Annotated in this window: 16 protein-coding genes, 1 rRNA gene and 1 pseudogene; 6 read left to right on the top strand and 12 right to left on the bottom strand. The window is 76.8% G+C overall.

Annotated features, from left to right (window positions below):
* The first annotated feature begins 135 nt into the window (after window positions 1-135).
* Window positions 136-1272 (top strand): FUSC family protein, encoded by a 1137-nt coding sequence (locus ACPXCB_RS21540; protein ID WP_425877368.1) that lies wholly within the window; start codon window positions 136-138, stop codon window positions 1270-1272.
* Here ACPXCB_RS21540 and ACPXCB_RS21535 read toward each other — a convergent pair.
* From ACPXCB_RS21535 to ACPXCB_RS21505, 7 genes are read right to left on the bottom strand one after another with little or no spacing between them, the layout of a single operon-like run.
* Complete coding sequence (locus ACPXCB_RS21535) at window positions 1239-1931, bottom strand: RibD family protein (protein ID WP_393166356.1); 693 nt, start codon at window positions 1929-1931, stop codon at window positions 1239-1241. The two genes, ACPXCB_RS21540 and ACPXCB_RS21535, sit on opposite strands and share 34 nt — an antisense overlap.
* Window positions 1924-2580, bottom strand: a complete 657-nt coding sequence (locus ACPXCB_RS21530) for a GTP cyclohydrolase II (RefSeq protein WP_425877367.1) — start codon at window positions 2578-2580, stop codon at window positions 1924-1926. The genes ACPXCB_RS21535 and ACPXCB_RS21530 overlap by 8 nt, the downstream gene beginning before the upstream one ends.
* A gap of 11 nt (window positions 2581-2591) precedes the next feature.
* Window positions 2592-3518: a lysylphosphatidylglycerol synthase transmembrane domain-containing protein gene (locus ACPXCB_RS21525; RefSeq protein ID WP_425877451.1), complete on the bottom strand. Its 927-nt coding sequence runs from the start codon at window positions 3516-3518 to the stop codon at window positions 2592-2594.
* Window positions 3519-3576: 58 nt separating this feature from the next.
* A complete protein-coding gene (locus ACPXCB_RS21520) occupies window positions 3577-4398 on the bottom strand; it encodes a methyltransferase domain-containing protein (RefSeq protein WP_425877366.1) in 822 nt (273 codons plus the stop codon).
* Window positions 4395-5432 (bottom strand): glycosyltransferase family 4 protein, encoded by a 1038-nt coding sequence (locus ACPXCB_RS21515; RefSeq protein ID WP_425877365.1) that lies wholly within the window; start codon window positions 5430-5432, stop codon window positions 4395-4397. The genes ACPXCB_RS21520 and ACPXCB_RS21515 overlap by 4 nt, the downstream gene beginning before the upstream one ends.
* Window positions 5433-5831: a 6-pyruvoyl trahydropterin synthase family protein gene (locus ACPXCB_RS21510; RefSeq protein ID WP_425877364.1), complete on the bottom strand. Its 399-nt coding sequence runs from the start codon at window positions 5829-5831 to the stop codon at window positions 5433-5435. It lies immediately after the preceding gene.
* Window positions 5832-5834: 3 nt separating this feature from the next.
* Window positions 5835-6815, bottom strand: coding sequence for a zinc-dependent alcohol dehydrogenase (locus ACPXCB_RS21505; RefSeq protein ID WP_425877363.1), 981 nt, complete (start codon window positions 6813-6815; stop codon window positions 5835-5837).
* A 56-nt stretch (window positions 6816-6871) separates the two neighbouring features.
* Here ACPXCB_RS21505 and ACPXCB_RS21500 point away from each other — a divergent pair.
* Window positions 6872-9407 (top strand): annotated as a pseudogene (locus ACPXCB_RS21500) (CDP-alcohol phosphatidyltransferase family protein).
* Between the two features lie 60 nt (window positions 9408-9467).
* Here ACPXCB_RS21500 and ACPXCB_RS21495 read toward each other — a convergent pair.
* From ACPXCB_RS21495 to ACPXCB_RS21485, 3 genes are all read right to left on the bottom strand, one after another.
* Window positions 9468-10010 (bottom strand): GerMN domain-containing protein, encoded by a 543-nt coding sequence (locus ACPXCB_RS21495; protein WP_425877450.1) that lies wholly within the window; start codon window positions 10008-10010, stop codon window positions 9468-9470.
* 200 nt (window positions 10011-10210) lie between these two features.
* Window positions 10211-11566 (bottom strand): sensor histidine kinase, encoded by a 1356-nt coding sequence (locus ACPXCB_RS21490; RefSeq protein ID WP_425877362.1) that lies wholly within the window; start codon window positions 11564-11566, stop codon window positions 10211-10213.
* Complete coding sequence (locus tag ACPXCB_RS21485; RefSeq protein ID WP_425877361.1) at window positions 11563-12237, bottom strand: response regulator transcription factor; 675 nt, start codon at window positions 12235-12237, stop codon at window positions 11563-11565. The genes ACPXCB_RS21490 and ACPXCB_RS21485 overlap by 4 nt, the downstream gene beginning before the upstream one ends.
* Window positions 12238-12410: 173 nt before the next feature.
* Between ACPXCB_RS21485 and ACPXCB_RS21480 the strand changes: the two genes are divergently transcribed.
* Genes ACPXCB_RS21480 through ACPXCB_RS21470 form a run of 3 tightly spaced genes read left to right on the top strand, consistent with a single transcriptional unit; the run spans window position 12411 to window position 13791 of the window.
* Window positions 12411-12779 carry a GlsB/YeaQ/YmgE family stress response membrane protein gene (locus ACPXCB_RS21480; protein ID WP_425877360.1) on the top strand — a complete coding sequence of 123 codons (369 nt, stop codon included), beginning with the start codon at window positions 12411-12413 and terminating at the stop codon, window positions 12777-12779.
* Entirely contained in the window at window positions 12776-13435 is a 660-nt protein-coding gene (locus ACPXCB_RS21475) for an STAS domain-containing protein (protein ID WP_425877359.1), read from the top strand. Before ACPXCB_RS21480 ends, ACPXCB_RS21475 begins: the two co-directional genes overlap by 4 nt.
* A 56-nt stretch (window positions 13436-13491) precedes the next feature.
* Window positions 13492-13791 (top strand): BON domain-containing protein, encoded by a 300-nt coding sequence (locus tag ACPXCB_RS21470; protein ID WP_425877358.1) that lies wholly within the window; start codon window positions 13492-13494, stop codon window positions 13789-13791.
* A 119-nt stretch (window positions 13792-13910) separates the two neighbouring features.
* On the opposite strand, the gene ACPXCB_RS21465 is transcribed toward ACPXCB_RS21470, so the two are convergent.
* On the bottom strand, window positions 13911-14660 hold the full coding sequence (locus tag ACPXCB_RS21465; protein ID WP_425877357.1) for a DNA-formamidopyrimidine glycosylase family protein: 750 nt from the start codon (window positions 14658-14660) through the stop codon (window positions 13911-13913).
* A 75-nt stretch (window positions 14661-14735) separates the two neighbouring features.
* Between ACPXCB_RS21465 and ACPXCB_RS21460 the strand changes: the two genes are divergently transcribed.
* The gene (locus ACPXCB_RS21460) at window positions 14736-15824 is read left to right on the top strand and encodes a spore photoproduct lyase family protein (RefSeq protein WP_425877356.1); all 1089 of its coding nucleotides are present in this window, start codon (window positions 14736-14738) and stop codon (window positions 15822-15824) included.
* 66 nt (window positions 15825-15890) lie between these two features.
* On the opposite strand, the gene rrf is transcribed toward ACPXCB_RS21460, so the two are convergent.
* Window positions 15891-15999: ribosomal RNA gene (gene rrf / locus ACPXCB_RS21455) — 5S ribosomal RNA — on the bottom strand; the annotation flags it as partial.

Raw genomic sequence — 15999 nt, 5'->3', positions numbered from 1 at the left:
GGGGCGCGGTGCGGGTAGAGGCGACGCTCGAACCGGTCCGACCGGAACGGGGGACTCGCCGGGGCGGTCCTCGACGCCGGCCCGGCGAGCGGGTCCGGTGTGGAGCGCGCGCCCTGCCGGAGAGGGGTGCCGACGGTGCGACAGTGGTGGCGGGGCGCGCGCGGGCGGATCCGCGACGACGGCATGACCGTGGTCGAGCTGACCCTCGCCGCGACCGTCGCCTGGATGCTCGCCGCGCGGGTGATCGGTCACCCGGACCCGTTCTTCGCGCCCACGGCCGCGCTGGTCGTCCTCGGCGAGGCACGGGGACGGCGGGTCCGGCAGACGGTGGAGATCCTGCTCGGGGTCGCGGCCGGGGTGCTCGTCGCCGAACTGCTGGTGTACGCGCTCGGCCCCGGCACCGGCACCGTCTTCCTGGTGCTGCTGCTGACCACCGGCCTGATGGTGGCGATCGGGGCGCGCACCACCCTCGTGGTGCAGGCGGCGGTCTCCGCGATGTACCTGGTGGCGGTCGCCGCGCCCAGCGGCACGCTGATGCCCTTCCGGTTCGTCGACGCGCTGATCGGCGGCGCGGTCGCGCTGGCCGCGAGCCAGCTCCTGGCGGCCCGCGACCCCCTCGCCCCGTTGGTGCGGGAGGCCCGGCAGAGCTTCGCCGACCTCGCCGAGGTGCTCGACGCGCTCGACGACGCGCTCGCCCGCTGCGACGAGACCGCCGCCCGGACGGCGCTGGACCGGGCCCGGGAGCTGGACGACTGCGTGGACCGGCTGCGCACGGCGGTCCGGGCCACCGGGGAGACGCTGCGGTTCCGGGTCCGCCGGCGGCGGCACGTCGGGCAGGTACGGGAGGTGGAGGCGACCGCCCGGCAGCTGGACTACGCCGTGCGCAACGTCCGGGTCCTGACCCGCGCCGGGGTGACGCTGACCCGGCTGTGCACCGACACGCCGCCGGAGCTGGGCGACGCGATCCCCGCCCTGGCCGCCGCCGTACGCGCCGCCGGCGAGGCCGTCGCGACGGACCTGACCGGCGAGGACGCCGCCCGGCACGCCGCCCGGGCCGACGAGGCGGCCATGACCGCGGTCCGGGTCGCCGGCCGGCTACTCGCGTCCGACCCGGCGCTGCCCGTCACGATGATCGTCGGCCAGATCCGGGCGACCGCCATCGACCTGCTGCGCGGGGTCGGCCACGACGACGTCGCCGTGCTGGAGCGGGTGGACGAGGCGCTCGGGGTGGTGCCCGCTCAGGTGGCGTCGCAGCGCTCCGAGAGCGCGTAACGGACCAGCACGACGTCGCCGATCTGGCGGGTCTCCGCCACCCGCGCACGGCGGCCGGGATGCCAGGGGAAGCTCCCGTCGCCGACGAACCGGGGCGCCCGCCCGTCACCGACGAAGAACGGGGCCAGGACCAGGTGCAGCTCGTCGGCGAGGCCGGCGGTGAGGAACTGCCCGAGCACGCTCGCCCCGCCCTCCACCATCAGCCGGTCCACCCCCCGGCCGGCCAGGTCCGCCAGCAGCCACGCCGGGTCCACCGGCTCGCCCGCGTCCACCACGGTGGCCCGGCCCGCCAGCCGCTCCCCCGTCTTCGCCACGGCCGGGGTGGCACAGTAGACGATCCGGTCGGCGTCGCCGGTGGTGAAGAAGCGGGCCGTCGGGTCCAGGTCGCCGCAGCCGGTCACCGTCACCTTGGCCGGGGAGGCGGGCAGGCCCCGCGCGACGCGCTCGGCGCGGCGCCGGGCGGAACGGACCACCAGGCGCGGGTCGTCGCGGCGGACCGTGCCCGCGCCGACCAGGATCGCGTCGCAGCCCGCGCGGACCGCGTCGACCCGGTCCAGGTCGGCCTCGTTGGACAGCAGCAGCCGCTGCCCGCTCGCGTCGTCGAGGTAGCCGTCCATCGACGTGGCGCAGCTGAGCAGGACGTACGGGCGGTCAGTCACGGACGAGGGGCAGGTCGAGGGCGTGCCCGCCACGCCCGGCCTTCGCCGCCAGGTAGCCGGCGTTCGCCGGGGACAGGTGCACCCCGGTGGGTACGCGCGCGGTGACCGTCACCCCGAGCCGCTGAAGCTGTGCGGCCTTGTCCGGGTTGTTGCTCAGCAGGGCGGCCCGGTCCACGCCCAGGGCGGCGAGCATCTGCGCGGCCACGGTGTAGTCCCGCTCGTCGGGCCGGTGGCCCAGGGCCAGGTTCGCCTCGTAGGTGTCCAGCCCGGCGTCCTGCAACGCGTACGCGTCGAGCTTCGCGTACAGGCCGATGCCGCGTCCCTCCTGCCGCAGGTAGAGCAGGTAGCCGCCGGCGTCGGCGATGCGTTCGACCGCCTCGCGCAGTTGGGGGCCGCAGTCGCAGCGCCGGCTGCCGAACACGTCCCCGGTCAGGCACTCGCTGTGCGGGCGGACCAGTGGCGGCGACGGGCGCGCCGTGGCCCTGTCGACGGGGCCGGCCCGGTCGCCCAGGCCGAATGCGAGGTGCTCCCGGCCGTCGACGAGACCGTCGAAGGAGAACACCCGGGCGGTGGTGAGGTATCCGTCGGGGAACCGCAGCGGCACGGTGACCTGCGTACGGACCGTGGCGGCGGGCGGGGATTCGGACATCGGGCTCCTCGTCAGACGGTGCCGGCGGGCACGCGGACACGGCGGACCAGCAGGACGGCGGCGCCGGGCAGGCTGGCGGCGAGCACCAGGACCCCGTACACCGTGGCGGTGGCGACGCCCTCGGCGGCGCTCAGGCCGGCGGCGCCGAACGCCCACGCGGCCACGCCCTCGCGGGGGCCGAAGCCCGCGACGTTCACCGGCACCCCCATGGCCAGCAGCGCCAGCACGGTCAGCGGCACCAGCAGGGTCAGCGGCGCGGTGGAGCCGGCGGTGCGCGCGGCCAGCACGAACGTGGCGAGGTGCCCGGCGACGGCCACGGTGGAGGCCACGAGCACGCCCAGCCAGGCGCGGCGACCGAGCAGCCCGGCGCGGACGTCGGCCGCCGCCGCACGCGCCGCACGCGCCCACCGCGACGGCCCGGCGGTGGGCAGCGCGCGGGCCAGCAGGACGACGCCCAGCCCGGCGGCGGCCAGCAGCGCCGCCACCACCGGCAGGTGGGGCCGCACCGGCGACGGGAACGCGGCGAGCACGACCACCGCCACGACGGCCAGCACGATCTGCCCGGCGACGCGTTCCCACACCACCGCGCGCACCCCCCGGCCGACGTCGCCGACGTCGCGGCCGTGCCGCACCGCCCGGTGCACGTCGCCGAGCACACCGCCGGGGAGAGTCGAGTTCAGGAACACCGCCCGGTAGCAGTGCGCGAGCGCCGTCGGCAACGGCAGCCGCACCCCCAGTCCATTGGCGACGAGGCTCCACCGCCAGGCGCAGCAGCCCGTGGTCAGCGCTCCGATGGCGACGGCGGCGGCCAGCGCCGGGCCGTCGACCAGGCGGATCCCGGCGAGGAACGGGCCGGCGCCCAGCCAGCCCAGCAGCACGGCCAGGACGCCCCCGCCGCCGAGCGTCCGCGCCCACGGCCAGCACCGGCGTGCCACCAGCCGGGTCCTTCCCGGACGCTCGCCCCGCCGGTGGGCGCGCGCCGGCGGGGCGCCCGGTTCAGCCACAGCCGGCCAGCAGGTCGAGGTGGTCGACCAGCACGTCGAGCCGGCCGGCGGCGATCTCGGCGCGGCGCCGGCGGGCGTACGCCCGGGTCGGGCCGGTCAGCTCGGGCCGCTGCTCGCAGGCGGCGGCCAGCCAGCCGGTGAACCATTCGCCGGCCAGCTCCGCCCGCTGCGGGCCGAGCCGCCACGGGCTGGGCCGCAGGACCACGTCGACGCCGTGCCGGGCGAACGCCGCCGCGCAGGCGTGCACGGCGTCCGGCCCGAGCAGGGCGCGTCCGTCGACCGTGCGTCGCTGGTGGTCGTTGAAGGCGGCGGCGATCCGCCCGTCCCACGGATCCGCCGGAGTGAGCCGCACCCGTCCGGTCACCGACAGGGCCAGCAGGGCCGGGCGGCCCGCCCCGGCGCAGGCCGCGACGAGCCGCTCGACCTCCGCCGCGGTGAGCATGTCCAGCAGCGCGGACGCGGTGACCAGCGACGCGTCGGCCAGGTCGGCGGCCGTCAGCCGGGTGAGGTCGCCGCGGCGGACCTCGACGGTGACCGGGCCGCCGTCGCCGGCGGCGGGCATCCCGGCGGCCGCGCGGGCGAGCAGGTCGGCGTCCCGGTCGTGCAGGATCCAGTGCTGCGGGCCGGGCAGCCGCGGCGCGAGCCAGCGGCCCATCGCGCCGGTGCCGGCGCCGAGGTCGTGCACGACGAGCGGTCCGGCGCCGGCCAGCCGGGGGCGGAGCAGGTCCACCAGGTCGTCGGCGCGGGCCGCCGCGTCGGCGGGCTCCCGCAGCGCCAGCCAGTGCGCGAAGCGCGGCGGCAGGTGCCCGGTCATGCCGCGGCCGTCCCAGCCAGCACCGCGCCCGCGACGGTCGCGGGGACCGTCCAGTCGTCGAGCGTGCGCCGCCGCCCGCGCGCCGCCCGCCGCAGCGCCCGACGCAGGTCGGGCTCGCCGAGCCAGCGCCGCAGCGCGCCGGCCAGGGCCGCCGGGTCGTCGGGCGGCACGAGCAGTCCCGGCGCCGCGCCGTCGGGCGCGCGGCCCAGGGCCTCGGGCAGCCCACCGGCCGCCGTGGCGAGCACCGGCACGCCCCGCGCGAGGGCCTCGGTGACCACCATCCCGTACGTCTCCCGGCGCGAGGCCAGCACCAGCAGGTCGGCGGCGGCGTACGCGGCGTGCAGGGCCGCCCCGGTGCGCGGGCCCACCAGGCGCACCCGGTCGGCGAGACCGTGCCCGCTCACCCGCCGCCGCAGGGCCGCCACGAACCCCGGGTCCCGGGTCAGCGGCCCCACGCAGGCGCAGCTCCAGGGCAGGTCGGCGACCGCCGCCAGGGCCTCCACCAGCACGTCGTGCCCCTTGTGCGGGGCGAGGGCGGCGACGCAGAGCAGGTTCCCGCCGGCCGGGGACCCGGGCACGGGCGGGGCGAGGTCCACGCCGGGCCGGGCGACGTGCACCCGGTCGGCCGGCAGCGCGTACCGGTCCAGCAGCCGTCGCCGGGTCCACTCGCTGGTGGTGACGACCGCGCCGGCGGCGGCCAGGGCGGCGGCCTCGGCGTCGTGCTCCAGCGGCAGGTGCACGACGACGACGAGGCGCAGCCGCCGGGCGTGCGGGGCGAGCACCTCCGGCACGCACGAGGCCACCAGCCCGTCGAGCAGGACGGGCGAGCCGTCGGGCAGCGTCGCGAGCACCGTGGCGAGCCCGGCGCGCGCGGCCCGGTCAGGGCGGGGCCAGTCGCCGGGCACGGCGTGTTCGCGGACCGTCCAGCCGGCCGCCGCCAGGCCCCGGCAGAGCCGGCGGTCGTAGCCGTTGCCGCCGCTCGGCTCGGCCGGGTCGTCGATGTCGTTCGGCAGCACGACGTGCACCGTCGCCATTCAGAGCGACCGTTCGTAGCTGGCCCAGGCGACGTGCGACTCGTGCAGTGTGACGGTGATGCCGGCCAGGGCGCGCGCGCCCTGGCCGAGGTCGCCGGCGCGGACCCGCTCGGCGAGGCGGTCGGCGACCGCGCGGGCCAGCACCTCGGTGGTCGTGTTCACCCCGGCGAAGGCCGGGTCGTCGTCGAGGTTGCGGTAGGTCAGTTCCCCGAGCACCGCCTTGAGCTGGTCGGTGGCGAGCCCGATGTCGACCACCACGCCGTCGGCGTCGAGGTCGGGGCGGCGGAAGGTGGCGTCCACGACGAAGGTCGCCCCGTGCAGGCGCTGCGCCGGGCCGAACACCTCCCCCCGGAAGCTGTGGGCGATCATCATGTGGTCTCGGACGGTCACGCTGAACACGGGTCACTCTCCGTCGTAGGTGATGAGGTGGCACAGTGCGGGGAGGCTGCCGGCGGTCAGCCGGGCCAGCACGTCGGGCAGCTCCGCGAAGCGGGACTCGCCGGTGAGCAGCGCGTCGAAGGCGGGATCGGCGAGCAGCTCCAGGGCGAGCCCCAGCCGGTCGGCGAAGCTGCGGCTGCCCCGTCGGGCCGGCGCGACGGCGCCCACCTGGCTGCCGCGCACGCTCAGCCGTCCGGAGTGGAACGCCCCGCCCAGCGCCAGCGCGACGGTACGGTCGCCGTACCAGCTCAGCTCGACGACGGTGCCCTCCGGCCGGAGCAGCTCCAGCGAGCGTTGCAGGCCTGCGGCGGTGGCGCTGGCGTGCACCACGAGGTCCCGCCCGCCGGCGGCCTCCTCCGGCGGGGCGAAGCCGACACCGAGCGCGGCGGCGACGGCCGCCCGGGCCGGGTCGGTGTCGACCAACTCCACCCGCACGCCCGGGAAGCGGGCGAGCAGCGCCGCCACGCAGCAGCCGACCATGCCGCCGCCGACCACGCTCACCCGATCGCCGACCAGGGGCGCGGCGTCCCAGAGCGCGTTCACCGCCGTCTCCACCGTCCCGGCGAGCACCGCGCGGGCGGGCGGCACCGCGTCCGGCACGGGCACCACCGCGCCAGCCGGGACCACGTACGCGGTCTGGTGCGGGTGCAGGCAGAACACGGTCCGGCCGCGCAGCTCGGCCGGGCCCCGCTCGACCACCCCCACGTTGAGGTAGCCGTACTTCACCGGTGCCGGGAAGTCCCCCTCCTGAAACGGGGCGCGCATCGCCGCGTGCTGGTCGGCGGGGACGCGGCCGGCGAAGACCAGCGTCTCCGTGCCCCGGCTGACGCCCGAGTACCGGCTGCGGACGAGCACCTCGTCCGGGCCGGGATCGGCGAGCGGCGCCGACCGGATCTCACCCTCGCCGGGCGTACGCAGCCAGAAGGCGCGCGCCTCACCGGTCACCGGCTCCTCCTCATCCGCATCCGGGGCGAACCGAACGGCGGTATTTCCCGTAGTTCCTGTCGGATGTCCTCGACGATAGACACGGAGGCACGGTGCCCACGGTTCGAAAAGACCCGGCGATCGGGCTGATCGTCCAGATTGTCCTGCTGGCGGGGCTGGCCGCGACGGTCGGTCTCGGCCCGGCGGGCTGGTTCGCCGGGGCCGCGTACGGGGCGGCGCTGTGCCTGATCCTCGACCGGGGGCTGCGCCGGTCGGGCGCGTGCGCCCTCGGGCCGGCCGACCGGGTGACGCTGGCCCGGGCGCTCCTCGTCGGCGGCGTGACGGCGCTGACCGCGGACGCGCTCGCCCCGACCGCCGTCGACCGGGCCGCGTCGGTCGGGGTGCTGGTCGCCCTCACCGCCGTGGCGCTGGCCCTCGACGCCGTCGACGGGTACGTGGCCCGGCGCACCGGCACCGCCAGCGCGCTGGGCGCCCGCTTCGACATGGAGGTCGACGCGTTCCTCATCCTCGTCCTCGGGGCGGCCGTCGCGCCTGCCGTGGGTGCCTGGGTGCTCGCCCTCGGCGCCATGCGGTACGCGTTCGTCGCCGCCGGGTGGGTGCTGCCCTGGCTGCGCCGGCCGCTGCCCCCGAGGTACTGGCGCAAGGTCGTCGCGGCGGCGCAGGGCGTGCTGCTGCTGGTCGCAGCCGCCGGGGTGCTGCCCGGACCGGGCGACGCGCTGGTGCTGACGGTCGCGCTGGCGCTGCTCGTCGAGTCGTTCGGCCGCGACGTCGGGTGGCTGTGGCGGCGCCGCTCGGCCCGGGCGGTGCCGCAGGACGCCCCGCGCCGCAGGATCCGGCCCACGGCGGTACGCCCCGACCTCGTCGCCGCCCGTGACTGACCGGCCCTCGTCGCCGCCCGCGACCGAGCCGACCGCGTCGCCGTGCATGAACGACCGGCCCTCGTCGCCGCCCGGGACCGGCCGGTCGGCGGCCGGGGCGCGCGGCCGTACCTCCGAGGGAGCGGGCGGGAGTCGGCGGGGCGCGGCGCGGGTGACGACCGCGCTGGCTGCCCTGCTCGTGCTGCTCGCCCTGGCCGCGCCGCACCAGCCCGCCCGGCTCACGCCCGGCGCGTTCGTGCGGGTGCCCCTCGAGGGCCTGCTCGTGGTCGCCGTGCTGCTCGCCCTGCCGGCCCGCGCGCGGCGGCCGGTGGCGGCGCTCGCCGGCGCGCTGCTCGGGTTGCTGGCCCTGCTGAAGGTCGCGGACCTGGGCTTCCTCGCGACGCTCGGCCGCCCCTTCGACCTGGTGCTCGACTGGGCTTTGCTCGACGACGCGCTCGGGTTCCTCACCGATTCGGCCGGGCGGGCGGGCGCCGCCGGGGCGGTCGTCGCGGCCGTGCTGCTGCTCGCCGCCGTGCTCCTCGCGACGACGCGGTCCGTGCTGCGGCTGACCCCCCTGCTGGTGCGGCACCGCGCCGCCACCCGGCGCACGGTCGCCGCACTGGTGGTGGTCTGGCTGGCCTGCGCCACGTTCGGCGTGCGGGTGTCACCCGGCGTGCCGGTGGCCGACGCCGCCGCGACCGACCTGGTCGGCGACCACGCCCGCCAGGTGCGCGCCCGGCTGCGCGACCGGGAGGTCTTCGCGGCCCAGGTCGGCGTCGACGCGTTCCGGGACGCCCCCGGCGACCGCCTGCTGACCGCGCTGCGCGGCAAGGACGTGGTGGTCGCCTTCGTGGAGAGCTACGGGCGCGACGCGGTGGAGAACCCGGAGTACGCCCCGGGCGTGGGTGCCGTGCTGGCCGACGGGGACCGCCGGCTGCGGGCTGCCGGTTTCGCCTCGCGCAGCGGGTTCCTCACCTCACCGACCACCGGCGGCGGCAGCTGGCTGGCCCACGCCACGCTGCTGTCCGGCATGTGGGTGGACAACGACCAGCGGCACCGCAGCCTGCTGGCCAGCGACCGGTTGACGCTGGGCGGCGCCTTCCGGCGGGCCGGCTGGCGCACGGTGGGTGTGATGCCGGCCGCCACCCGGCCCTGGCCGGAGGGGGCCTTCTTCGGCTACGAGTGCTTCTACGACGCCCGCAGCCTCGGCTACCGGGGGCCGAAGTTCAGCTACGCCCCGATGCCCGACCAGTACACCCTGGCGACCTTCGAACACCTGGAACGCTCCCGGGCGGATCGCGCCCCGGTGATGGCGGAGATCGCGCTCGTGTCCAGCCACTCCCCCTGGACGAAGATCCCGCGCCTCGTCGACTGGTCGCGGGTCGGCGACGGGACCGTCTTCCACGGCGAGACCACCGGCAACCCGTCGTCGCAGCCCCGCGCCGGCTACCGCCGGTCCGTCGAGTACTCCCTGGGCACCCTCGTGTCCTACCTGGAGACCCACGGCGACGACGACCTCGTGCTGGTCTTCCTCGGCGACCACCAGCCCGCCCCGGTCGTCACCGGCGCCGGGGCGAGCCGGGACGTGCCGGTCACCGTCGTCGCCCGGGACCCGGCCGTGCTCGACCGGATCTCGGGATGGGGCTGGGACGAGGGACTCCGGCCCGGGCCGCGCGCGCCGGTCTGGCCGATGGACGCCTTCCGTGACCGGTTCCTCACCGCCTTCGGCGGCTGAACCCGCCCGCGCGGCACCGTGGGCGGCCCCGCCCTCGGAGCGACCGGCGGGCCGGTCCCGTCAGCGGGGTGCCACGAGGCCGGCGTAGTCGTCGGCGGTCAGGGGCCGCCGGGACAGCGACCCGTCGGCGCGCGGCACCCCCAGCGGGGCCCCGCCCCGGAAGAAGGCCACGGTGTCGACGTCGGAGCGGGCGGTCAGGGTGCAGACGATCTGCCCGAAGGCGAGGACCTCGTCGCTGCGGCCCGTCTCGTCGCCGGCCCCGCCGAGGTCCACGTCCACCTCGTTGCCCCGGGGCCGGGCGGCGGCGACCGGCACGGCCCCGGGCAGCGCCGTCGTGAGGCCCCGGTCGCGCTCGGCGGTGGTCGGGCCGGCCAGCAGGTGCTGGAGCTGGGCGTCGACGGTGGGCGTGCCGTCGACCCGACGCTCGATGCGGACCAGCCGGTCGTCGCTGACGAAGCAGAGGACCTCCGTCGTCCGCCCCGCCGTCAGCGTGGGAGTCGGTGTCGCCACGATCGCCCCCGGCGAGGGGAACGGCCCGGGCGGGGGTGCCACGGCGCGCGGGGCGCCCTCGGTCGGGACGCCGCAGCCGCCCAGCAGCGCCAGGACGACGAGCGCGCCGCCGACGGCCCGCCACCGGCCCGACCGGCACGCCCACCGGCGGGACGCGGACGGAGGGCTCGTGGGTGCGCGACCGGTCGCGGCGAGCGGAGGGCTCGTGAGTGCGCGACCGGTCGCGGCGAGCGGGAGGCTCGTGGGCGCGCGACCGGTCACGGCGGGCGACGGCTGCACGGGCGCGCGGCGGGTCACGGCAGCACCCCGGGCAGCTCGACCCGGAAGCGGGCGCCCCCGCCGGGGCGGTCGCCCGCGCCGGCCCGCCCCCGGTGCGCGGCGGCGTGCTGCGCGACGATGGCCAGCCCGAGCCCGGTGCCGTCGCCGTCGCCACGCGAGTGCGCGGCCCGGCCACGGACGAAGCGGTCGAAGATGGGGTCACGGTCCTCCGGCGGCACGCCCGGCCCCTCGTCGTCGACCTCGACGATCCCCGTCCCGTTCCGCTGCGACAGCCGCACGGCCACCGGCCCGCCGCCGTGGCGCAGCGCGTTGTCGACCAGGTTGGCCAGGATCTGCTCGACCCGACGCTCGTCGACCAGCCAGGTGGGCGTGACACCCGCGCCGACCCGGACGAGCGTGGCCGGCAGCCCACGGACCTGACAGACGCGGCGGGCCAGCGCCGCCACGTCGACCGGCGTCCGGTCGACCGGCTGGTCGCTGCGGGCGAGCTGGATGAGGTCGTCGACCAGCTGCTGGAACCGGGTGATCTCGTCGGCCACGAGACCGGCGGCGGTGGCGGTGCGCTCGTCGAGGTGGGCCCGGCGACGGGCCAGGACGCTGGCCGCGGCCGAGAGGGTCTGCAACGGCGAGCGCAGCTCGTGGCTGACGTCGGCGGCGAAGCGCCGGTCCCGCTCGATACGCCGGGAGAGCTGGTCGACCATGTGGTTGAAGGACGTGGAGAGCCGGGTGAGATCGGGGTCGGTGGTCGCGGCGAGCCGGGCGGAGAAGTTGCCCGCCGCGATCTCCTGCGCGGCGTCGGCCACCGCCGTCAGCGGCCGCAGGCTGTGCCGGGTGGCGTACCAGCCCAGGGCGGCGCCGGACCCGGCCACCACGATGGCCACGGCGGTCAGTGCCAGCGCCAGGACCCGCAGGGTCTGGTCCAGCTCGCGCAGCGACGTCAGCTCGTAGTAGCTGGTGGACGGGGCCAGCGGCAGGCCGACGAGCAGGGTGGGCTGGCCGTTGACCCGGACCCGCTGCACGGCCGGTTCCCCGGCGTGGACGAGCTGTTGCAGGTCGACCGGGATGGCGGCGGTCAGGCCGGCGTCGGCCGTACGGGCGTACCAGTCGTCGCCGCGGTGCAGCAGCGGCCGGCGGTTGCCGCCGGTGTCGAGCGACCGCAGCACCTCCACCACGTCGGGGGCCTCCGTGTCCAGGCCGGTACGCACCACCGCCGCGTCGAAGTACGCCGCCCGCACGGCGGTGCGCTCCCGCTCGTCCAGCAGGGATCGCCTGGTCAGCTCGTACGAGACCAGCGCCATCGAGGCCGACAGCAGCAGCGCGCCGACCGCGAACCCGGCGGACACCCGGGCCCGCAGTCCGAGGCGCCTCACCGGGTCAGCTTGTAGCCGAGGCCGCGCAGGGTGACCAGGTGCCGGGGGTTGCCCGGATCGTCCTCGATCTTCTGCCGCAGCCGACCCACGTGCACGTCGACGAGCCGCTCGTCACCGGTGTCGTAGCCCCAGACCCGTTGCAGCAGCTGGTGGCGCGACAGCACCCGGCCGGCGTGCTCGGCCAGCTCGCACAGCAGCCGGAACTCGGTGCGGGTGACCGGCACCGGCTGCCCCGCCAGGCGTACCTCCCCGGCGTCCGGGCTGATCTCCAGCCGCCCGAAGGTGAGCACCGGTACGGGGTCGGGCGCCGCCCGGGCCCGGCGCCGCAGGGCGCGCAGCCGCGCCGACAGTTCCTTGATCGCCACCGGCTTGACCACGTAGTCGTCGGCCCCCGCCTCCAGTGCCGCGACGATGTCGTGGGTGTCGTCGCGGGCGCTGACCACCACGATCGGCACGTCGTCGTCGCGGCGCAGCCGCCGGATGCACTCGAAGCCGTCGAGGCCCGGCAGCATCAGGTCGACCAGTACGGTGTCGGCCGGCTCCCGACGCTGCCGCAGCAGTCCCTCCTCGGCGGTGGCCACGCCCCGGACGCGGTAGCCCTCGTCCTCGAGCGCGAGCAGCAACGCCAGACGGATCCGGTCGTCGTCCTCGATCACCAGCACGTCCGTCATACCGGCATCATCCCCAAGGCGGCGACGGGCGCCCAACCGTGTCCGGCGTACGGCGGTTTTGTCACGCAACTGTCATACAACCGCGTGACCCGCGCCACGGGCGACGCCGAGGGTGGTGGGGAACACCCGTGGGCCGGCTGCCGTCGGCCGACCGGCCCGGCAGGAGGGACCAGATGACCGTCGCCGGTCTCCTCACCGCGCTCGCCGTCGGTCTCCTCGTCGCCGGGGCGGGCTGGTGGGTGACCCCGCGCCGGCGGGAGGTGCCGGTCTGGCTGGCCCTGGTGGCGGGGATCGTCACCGCGCTGCTCGGCGTCATCCTGGCCCGCATCGTCGGCCTCGACACCGACCGGTCGGGCGCGTGGCGCGTCGGCGTGCCGGCCGCCTCGGCCGTCGTCGGCGTCGCCCTCGTGGCGGCCACGGCCGGTCCTCGGCGCGCCGCCGCCCCGCGCGGGACGGGGCCGGACCTCGACACCGCCCAGACGCCGCCGGTCGCGGGCCGGCGCGTGGCACGGCCCGACCTCCCGTGGAGGAAGACACGATGACCGTCGTACCGGACGAGCACCTGATGACGCTGATCTGCGACAGCTGCGGGGACACGACCACGGGCACCGCCTGCGTCCTGCCCGACGCCGAGGTCGTCTGGACGCTGGTGGCCGAACACGGTTGGAGCGGCTCGCCGTTCGCCACGGGCCCGCACCGCTGTCCCCGGTGCAGTCTGCCGGGTCTCGGGGGCGACGCCACCGGTCAGGGCGGGGCGCCGGGCGGCGGGGTGCCGGGCGTGGACCACCTCGACGACGTCGCGGCGGCGACGGCCGCCGGGCACGTCGACGTCAACACCGCCGACGAGCTGCGGGCCGCCCTGCGGCAGGCGGTGGACGTCGGCGGACACGTGGTGGTCGACCTGACCCGGGTGCGCCTCATCGACGCCGGCGGGCTCGCGCTGCTCGTCCGGGCCCATCGCGACGCCCGGGAGCGTGGCGCCGTGCTCTGCCTGGCCGCTCCGTCCCGTTTCATCCGCACCGTGCTGCACACCATGCGGCTCGACGGGCTGTTCCCGGTCTTCGCGAGCCCGCAGGAGGCGGTCCGGCGGCTCTCCCCGGGCGGGGCAGGTGACACCGCGGGGCTGGTGGCCGTCGCCGCCGGGCCGGATCCGGGCGGCCTCCGTACGGCGGCGGTGACCGACGCGTCGTCCCGCTGACCCGATCGCCGGGCCCGGGTGGCCCCGGCCCGCAGACCATCGAGAGGAAGCACGCCATGCTCATCCCCTGGCCGTACCCGGACGAGGGCGGGTTCCGCCCCGAGCCGCCGGGCCCCTCGCCGGACGACGAGGACGGCCGGTTGGCGGCGCTGGTCGCCCAGCGGTTGAGCAGCGACTGGACCACCCGTCGCCAGCAGATCGTGGTGACCGTGCAGAACCGCGTCGTCATCCTCGCGGGCATCGTGGCCGGTCCGGACACCCGGCGGGTGGCCGGCGAGATCGCCTGGGACGTCCGGGGCGTCGCCGACGTTTGCAACGTCCTGCGGCTCGCCGCCTCGCGCCGGCCCCGCCACTGAGCGCCCGCCCCTTTCATCGAGCGCCCGCTCCCGACGAACGCCCCGGCGTCCGGCGCCAGGGGGGGGGCCGGTCCTCCCGGTCGGAGGCGGTCGCGGCGGACCGGCGTCCCGGGGACGGGTCAGGCCGCGGGCTGGTCGACCGGGCAGGCGTACGCCGTGCGACCGCCCAGCTGCCACGTGCGCACCCGGGCGCCGCAGCGCCGGCAGGTCGGCCGCTTGTAGACCCACCGCTCGTCGGGCGCCGCCGGGTCACTGACCACCTGGCCGGCGTCGCGGCCCAGCGTCAGGTACCCGACGGCGAGGTCCCACAGCCGGCGGGCCGGCGCCGGCCCGACCGCCCGGGCTTCCGGGTCGAGGCCGGCGAGGAAGAGCAGCTCCGCCCGCCAGGCGTTGCCGAGGCCCGCCCACACCGCCTGGTCGAGCAGCGCCGCGCCGACCGCGCCCCTGGCGGCGCCGAGCCGGCGTACGGCGTCCTCGCCGTCGGCGTCGGCGCGCAACGGGTCCGGGCCGAGCGAGGCCCGCAGCGCGCGCTCGCCGTCGTCCGGGAGCGGTTCGCAGCGGATGGGCGCGATCAGGTCGTACGCGACGTCGGCGCGGGCCAGGCGCAGCCGGACGCCCTTGCGGGGCGGGACGGCCGGGTCGTCGTGGCGCAGGAACAGCCCGCGCATGCCGAGGTGCACGTGCAGAGCCGGCGCGTCGTCGACGTGGTAGAGCAGGTGCTTGCCGTACGCCTCCACCGCGCGCAACCGCCGCCCGTCGTACGGGCCGGCGTCGAGGCGATTCTGCGGGCTGGACACGGCGAGGACCTGCCCGGCGAGCGCGGCGTGCTGGTCGCGCGCGTACCGGTGGACGAGGTGGCCCTCGGGCATGCGGTCCGGGTACCCGCGGCGCGGGCGCGAAAACGGCGCGTCCGGGGTGCGGGAACAACGGCGATCGGTCCGCAGTTGTCCCTCTTTGTGACCGACGTCGTCCCGCACCCTCGGCTCTTCGACATCCGCCGGATCTACGTGGAGCCGGAGGCCGCCGCGCTGCCCCGTGGGCGGGCCGTGCTGGAGCGCTTTCCCGACGCGGAGCGCGTCGAGGTCGAGAGCCACTCCCGCATCCCGGAGCTGTACGGGGACGAGACGAACGTGGCCCGGTGGGTGCGGATCAAGACGGAGGCCCTGGTGCTGGGGGTCAAGAAGTCCCTCACCGCCCGCCCGAACGGCCGCTCGGCCGACTTCATCGCCCCGTCCACGGCGAACGGCTGCGCGATGGCGTGCGCCTACTGCTACGTGCCGCGCCGCAAGGGCTACAGCAACCCGGTGACGGTCTTCGCCAACATCGACCGGATCACCGGCTACCTGGGCCGGCACGTGGGCCGGCAGGGCGTCAAGGGTGAGCCGAACCAGTGCGACCCTGACGCCTGGGTCTACGACATCGGCGAGAACTCCGACTGCTCGCTGGACGCCCGCATCTCCGACAACGTCCGGGACCTGGTGGCCCTGTTCCGGGGCCTGCCCACGGCGAAGGCCACGTTCGCCACGAAGCACGTCAACCGTGACCTGCTCGACTGGGATCCCCGGGGCCGGACCCGCGTCCGGTTCTCGCTGATGCCGGCCCGCGACGCCAAACTGCTCGACATCCGGACGTCCCCGGTCGCGGAGCGGTTGGCCGCCGTCGACGACTTCGTCGCGGCCGGCTACGAGGTGCACGTCAACTTCAGCCCGGTGGTGGTCCGTGACGGGTGGCTGGACGACTGGGCGGAGCTGCTCGACCAGCTCGACGACGCGCTCGGGCCCGCCGCCAAGGCGCAGCTCGCCGCCGAGGTCATCTTCCTGACCCACAACGACCGGTTGCACGAGGTGAACCTCGGCTGGCACCCGAAGGCCGAGGAGATCCTCTGGCGGCCGGATCTCCAGCAGCCGAAGCGGTCGCAGACCGGCGGCTGGAACGTGCGGTACCGCACCGGCAGCAAGGGCGCCTACGTGGCGGCGCTGACGGAACTGATCGCCGCGAAGGCGCCGTACTGCCGCGTCCGCTACGCGTTCTGACCGGCTCCGGTTCACGGAAAGCAGTTCAGGGCCACCCCGAAAAGGGTGACCCTGAACTGAAAGATTGTCCGGCGGTGTCCTACTCTCCCACACCCTCCCGAGTGCAGTACCATCGGCGCTGGAGGGCTTAGCTTCCGGGTTCGGAATGTAACCGGGCGTTTCCCCTCCGCCATGA

Origin of the sequence: Micromonospora sp. DT62 (assembly GCF_049847285.1) — a bacterium.
In the GTDB taxonomy this organism is placed as follows: Bacteria; Actinomycetota; Actinomycetes; order Mycobacteriales; family Micromonosporaceae; genus Micromonospora; species Micromonospora reichwaldensis.
The sequence above is the reverse complement of the archived record's forward strand: the minus strand, read 5'-3'. Positions and strand labels throughout refer to the sequence as shown.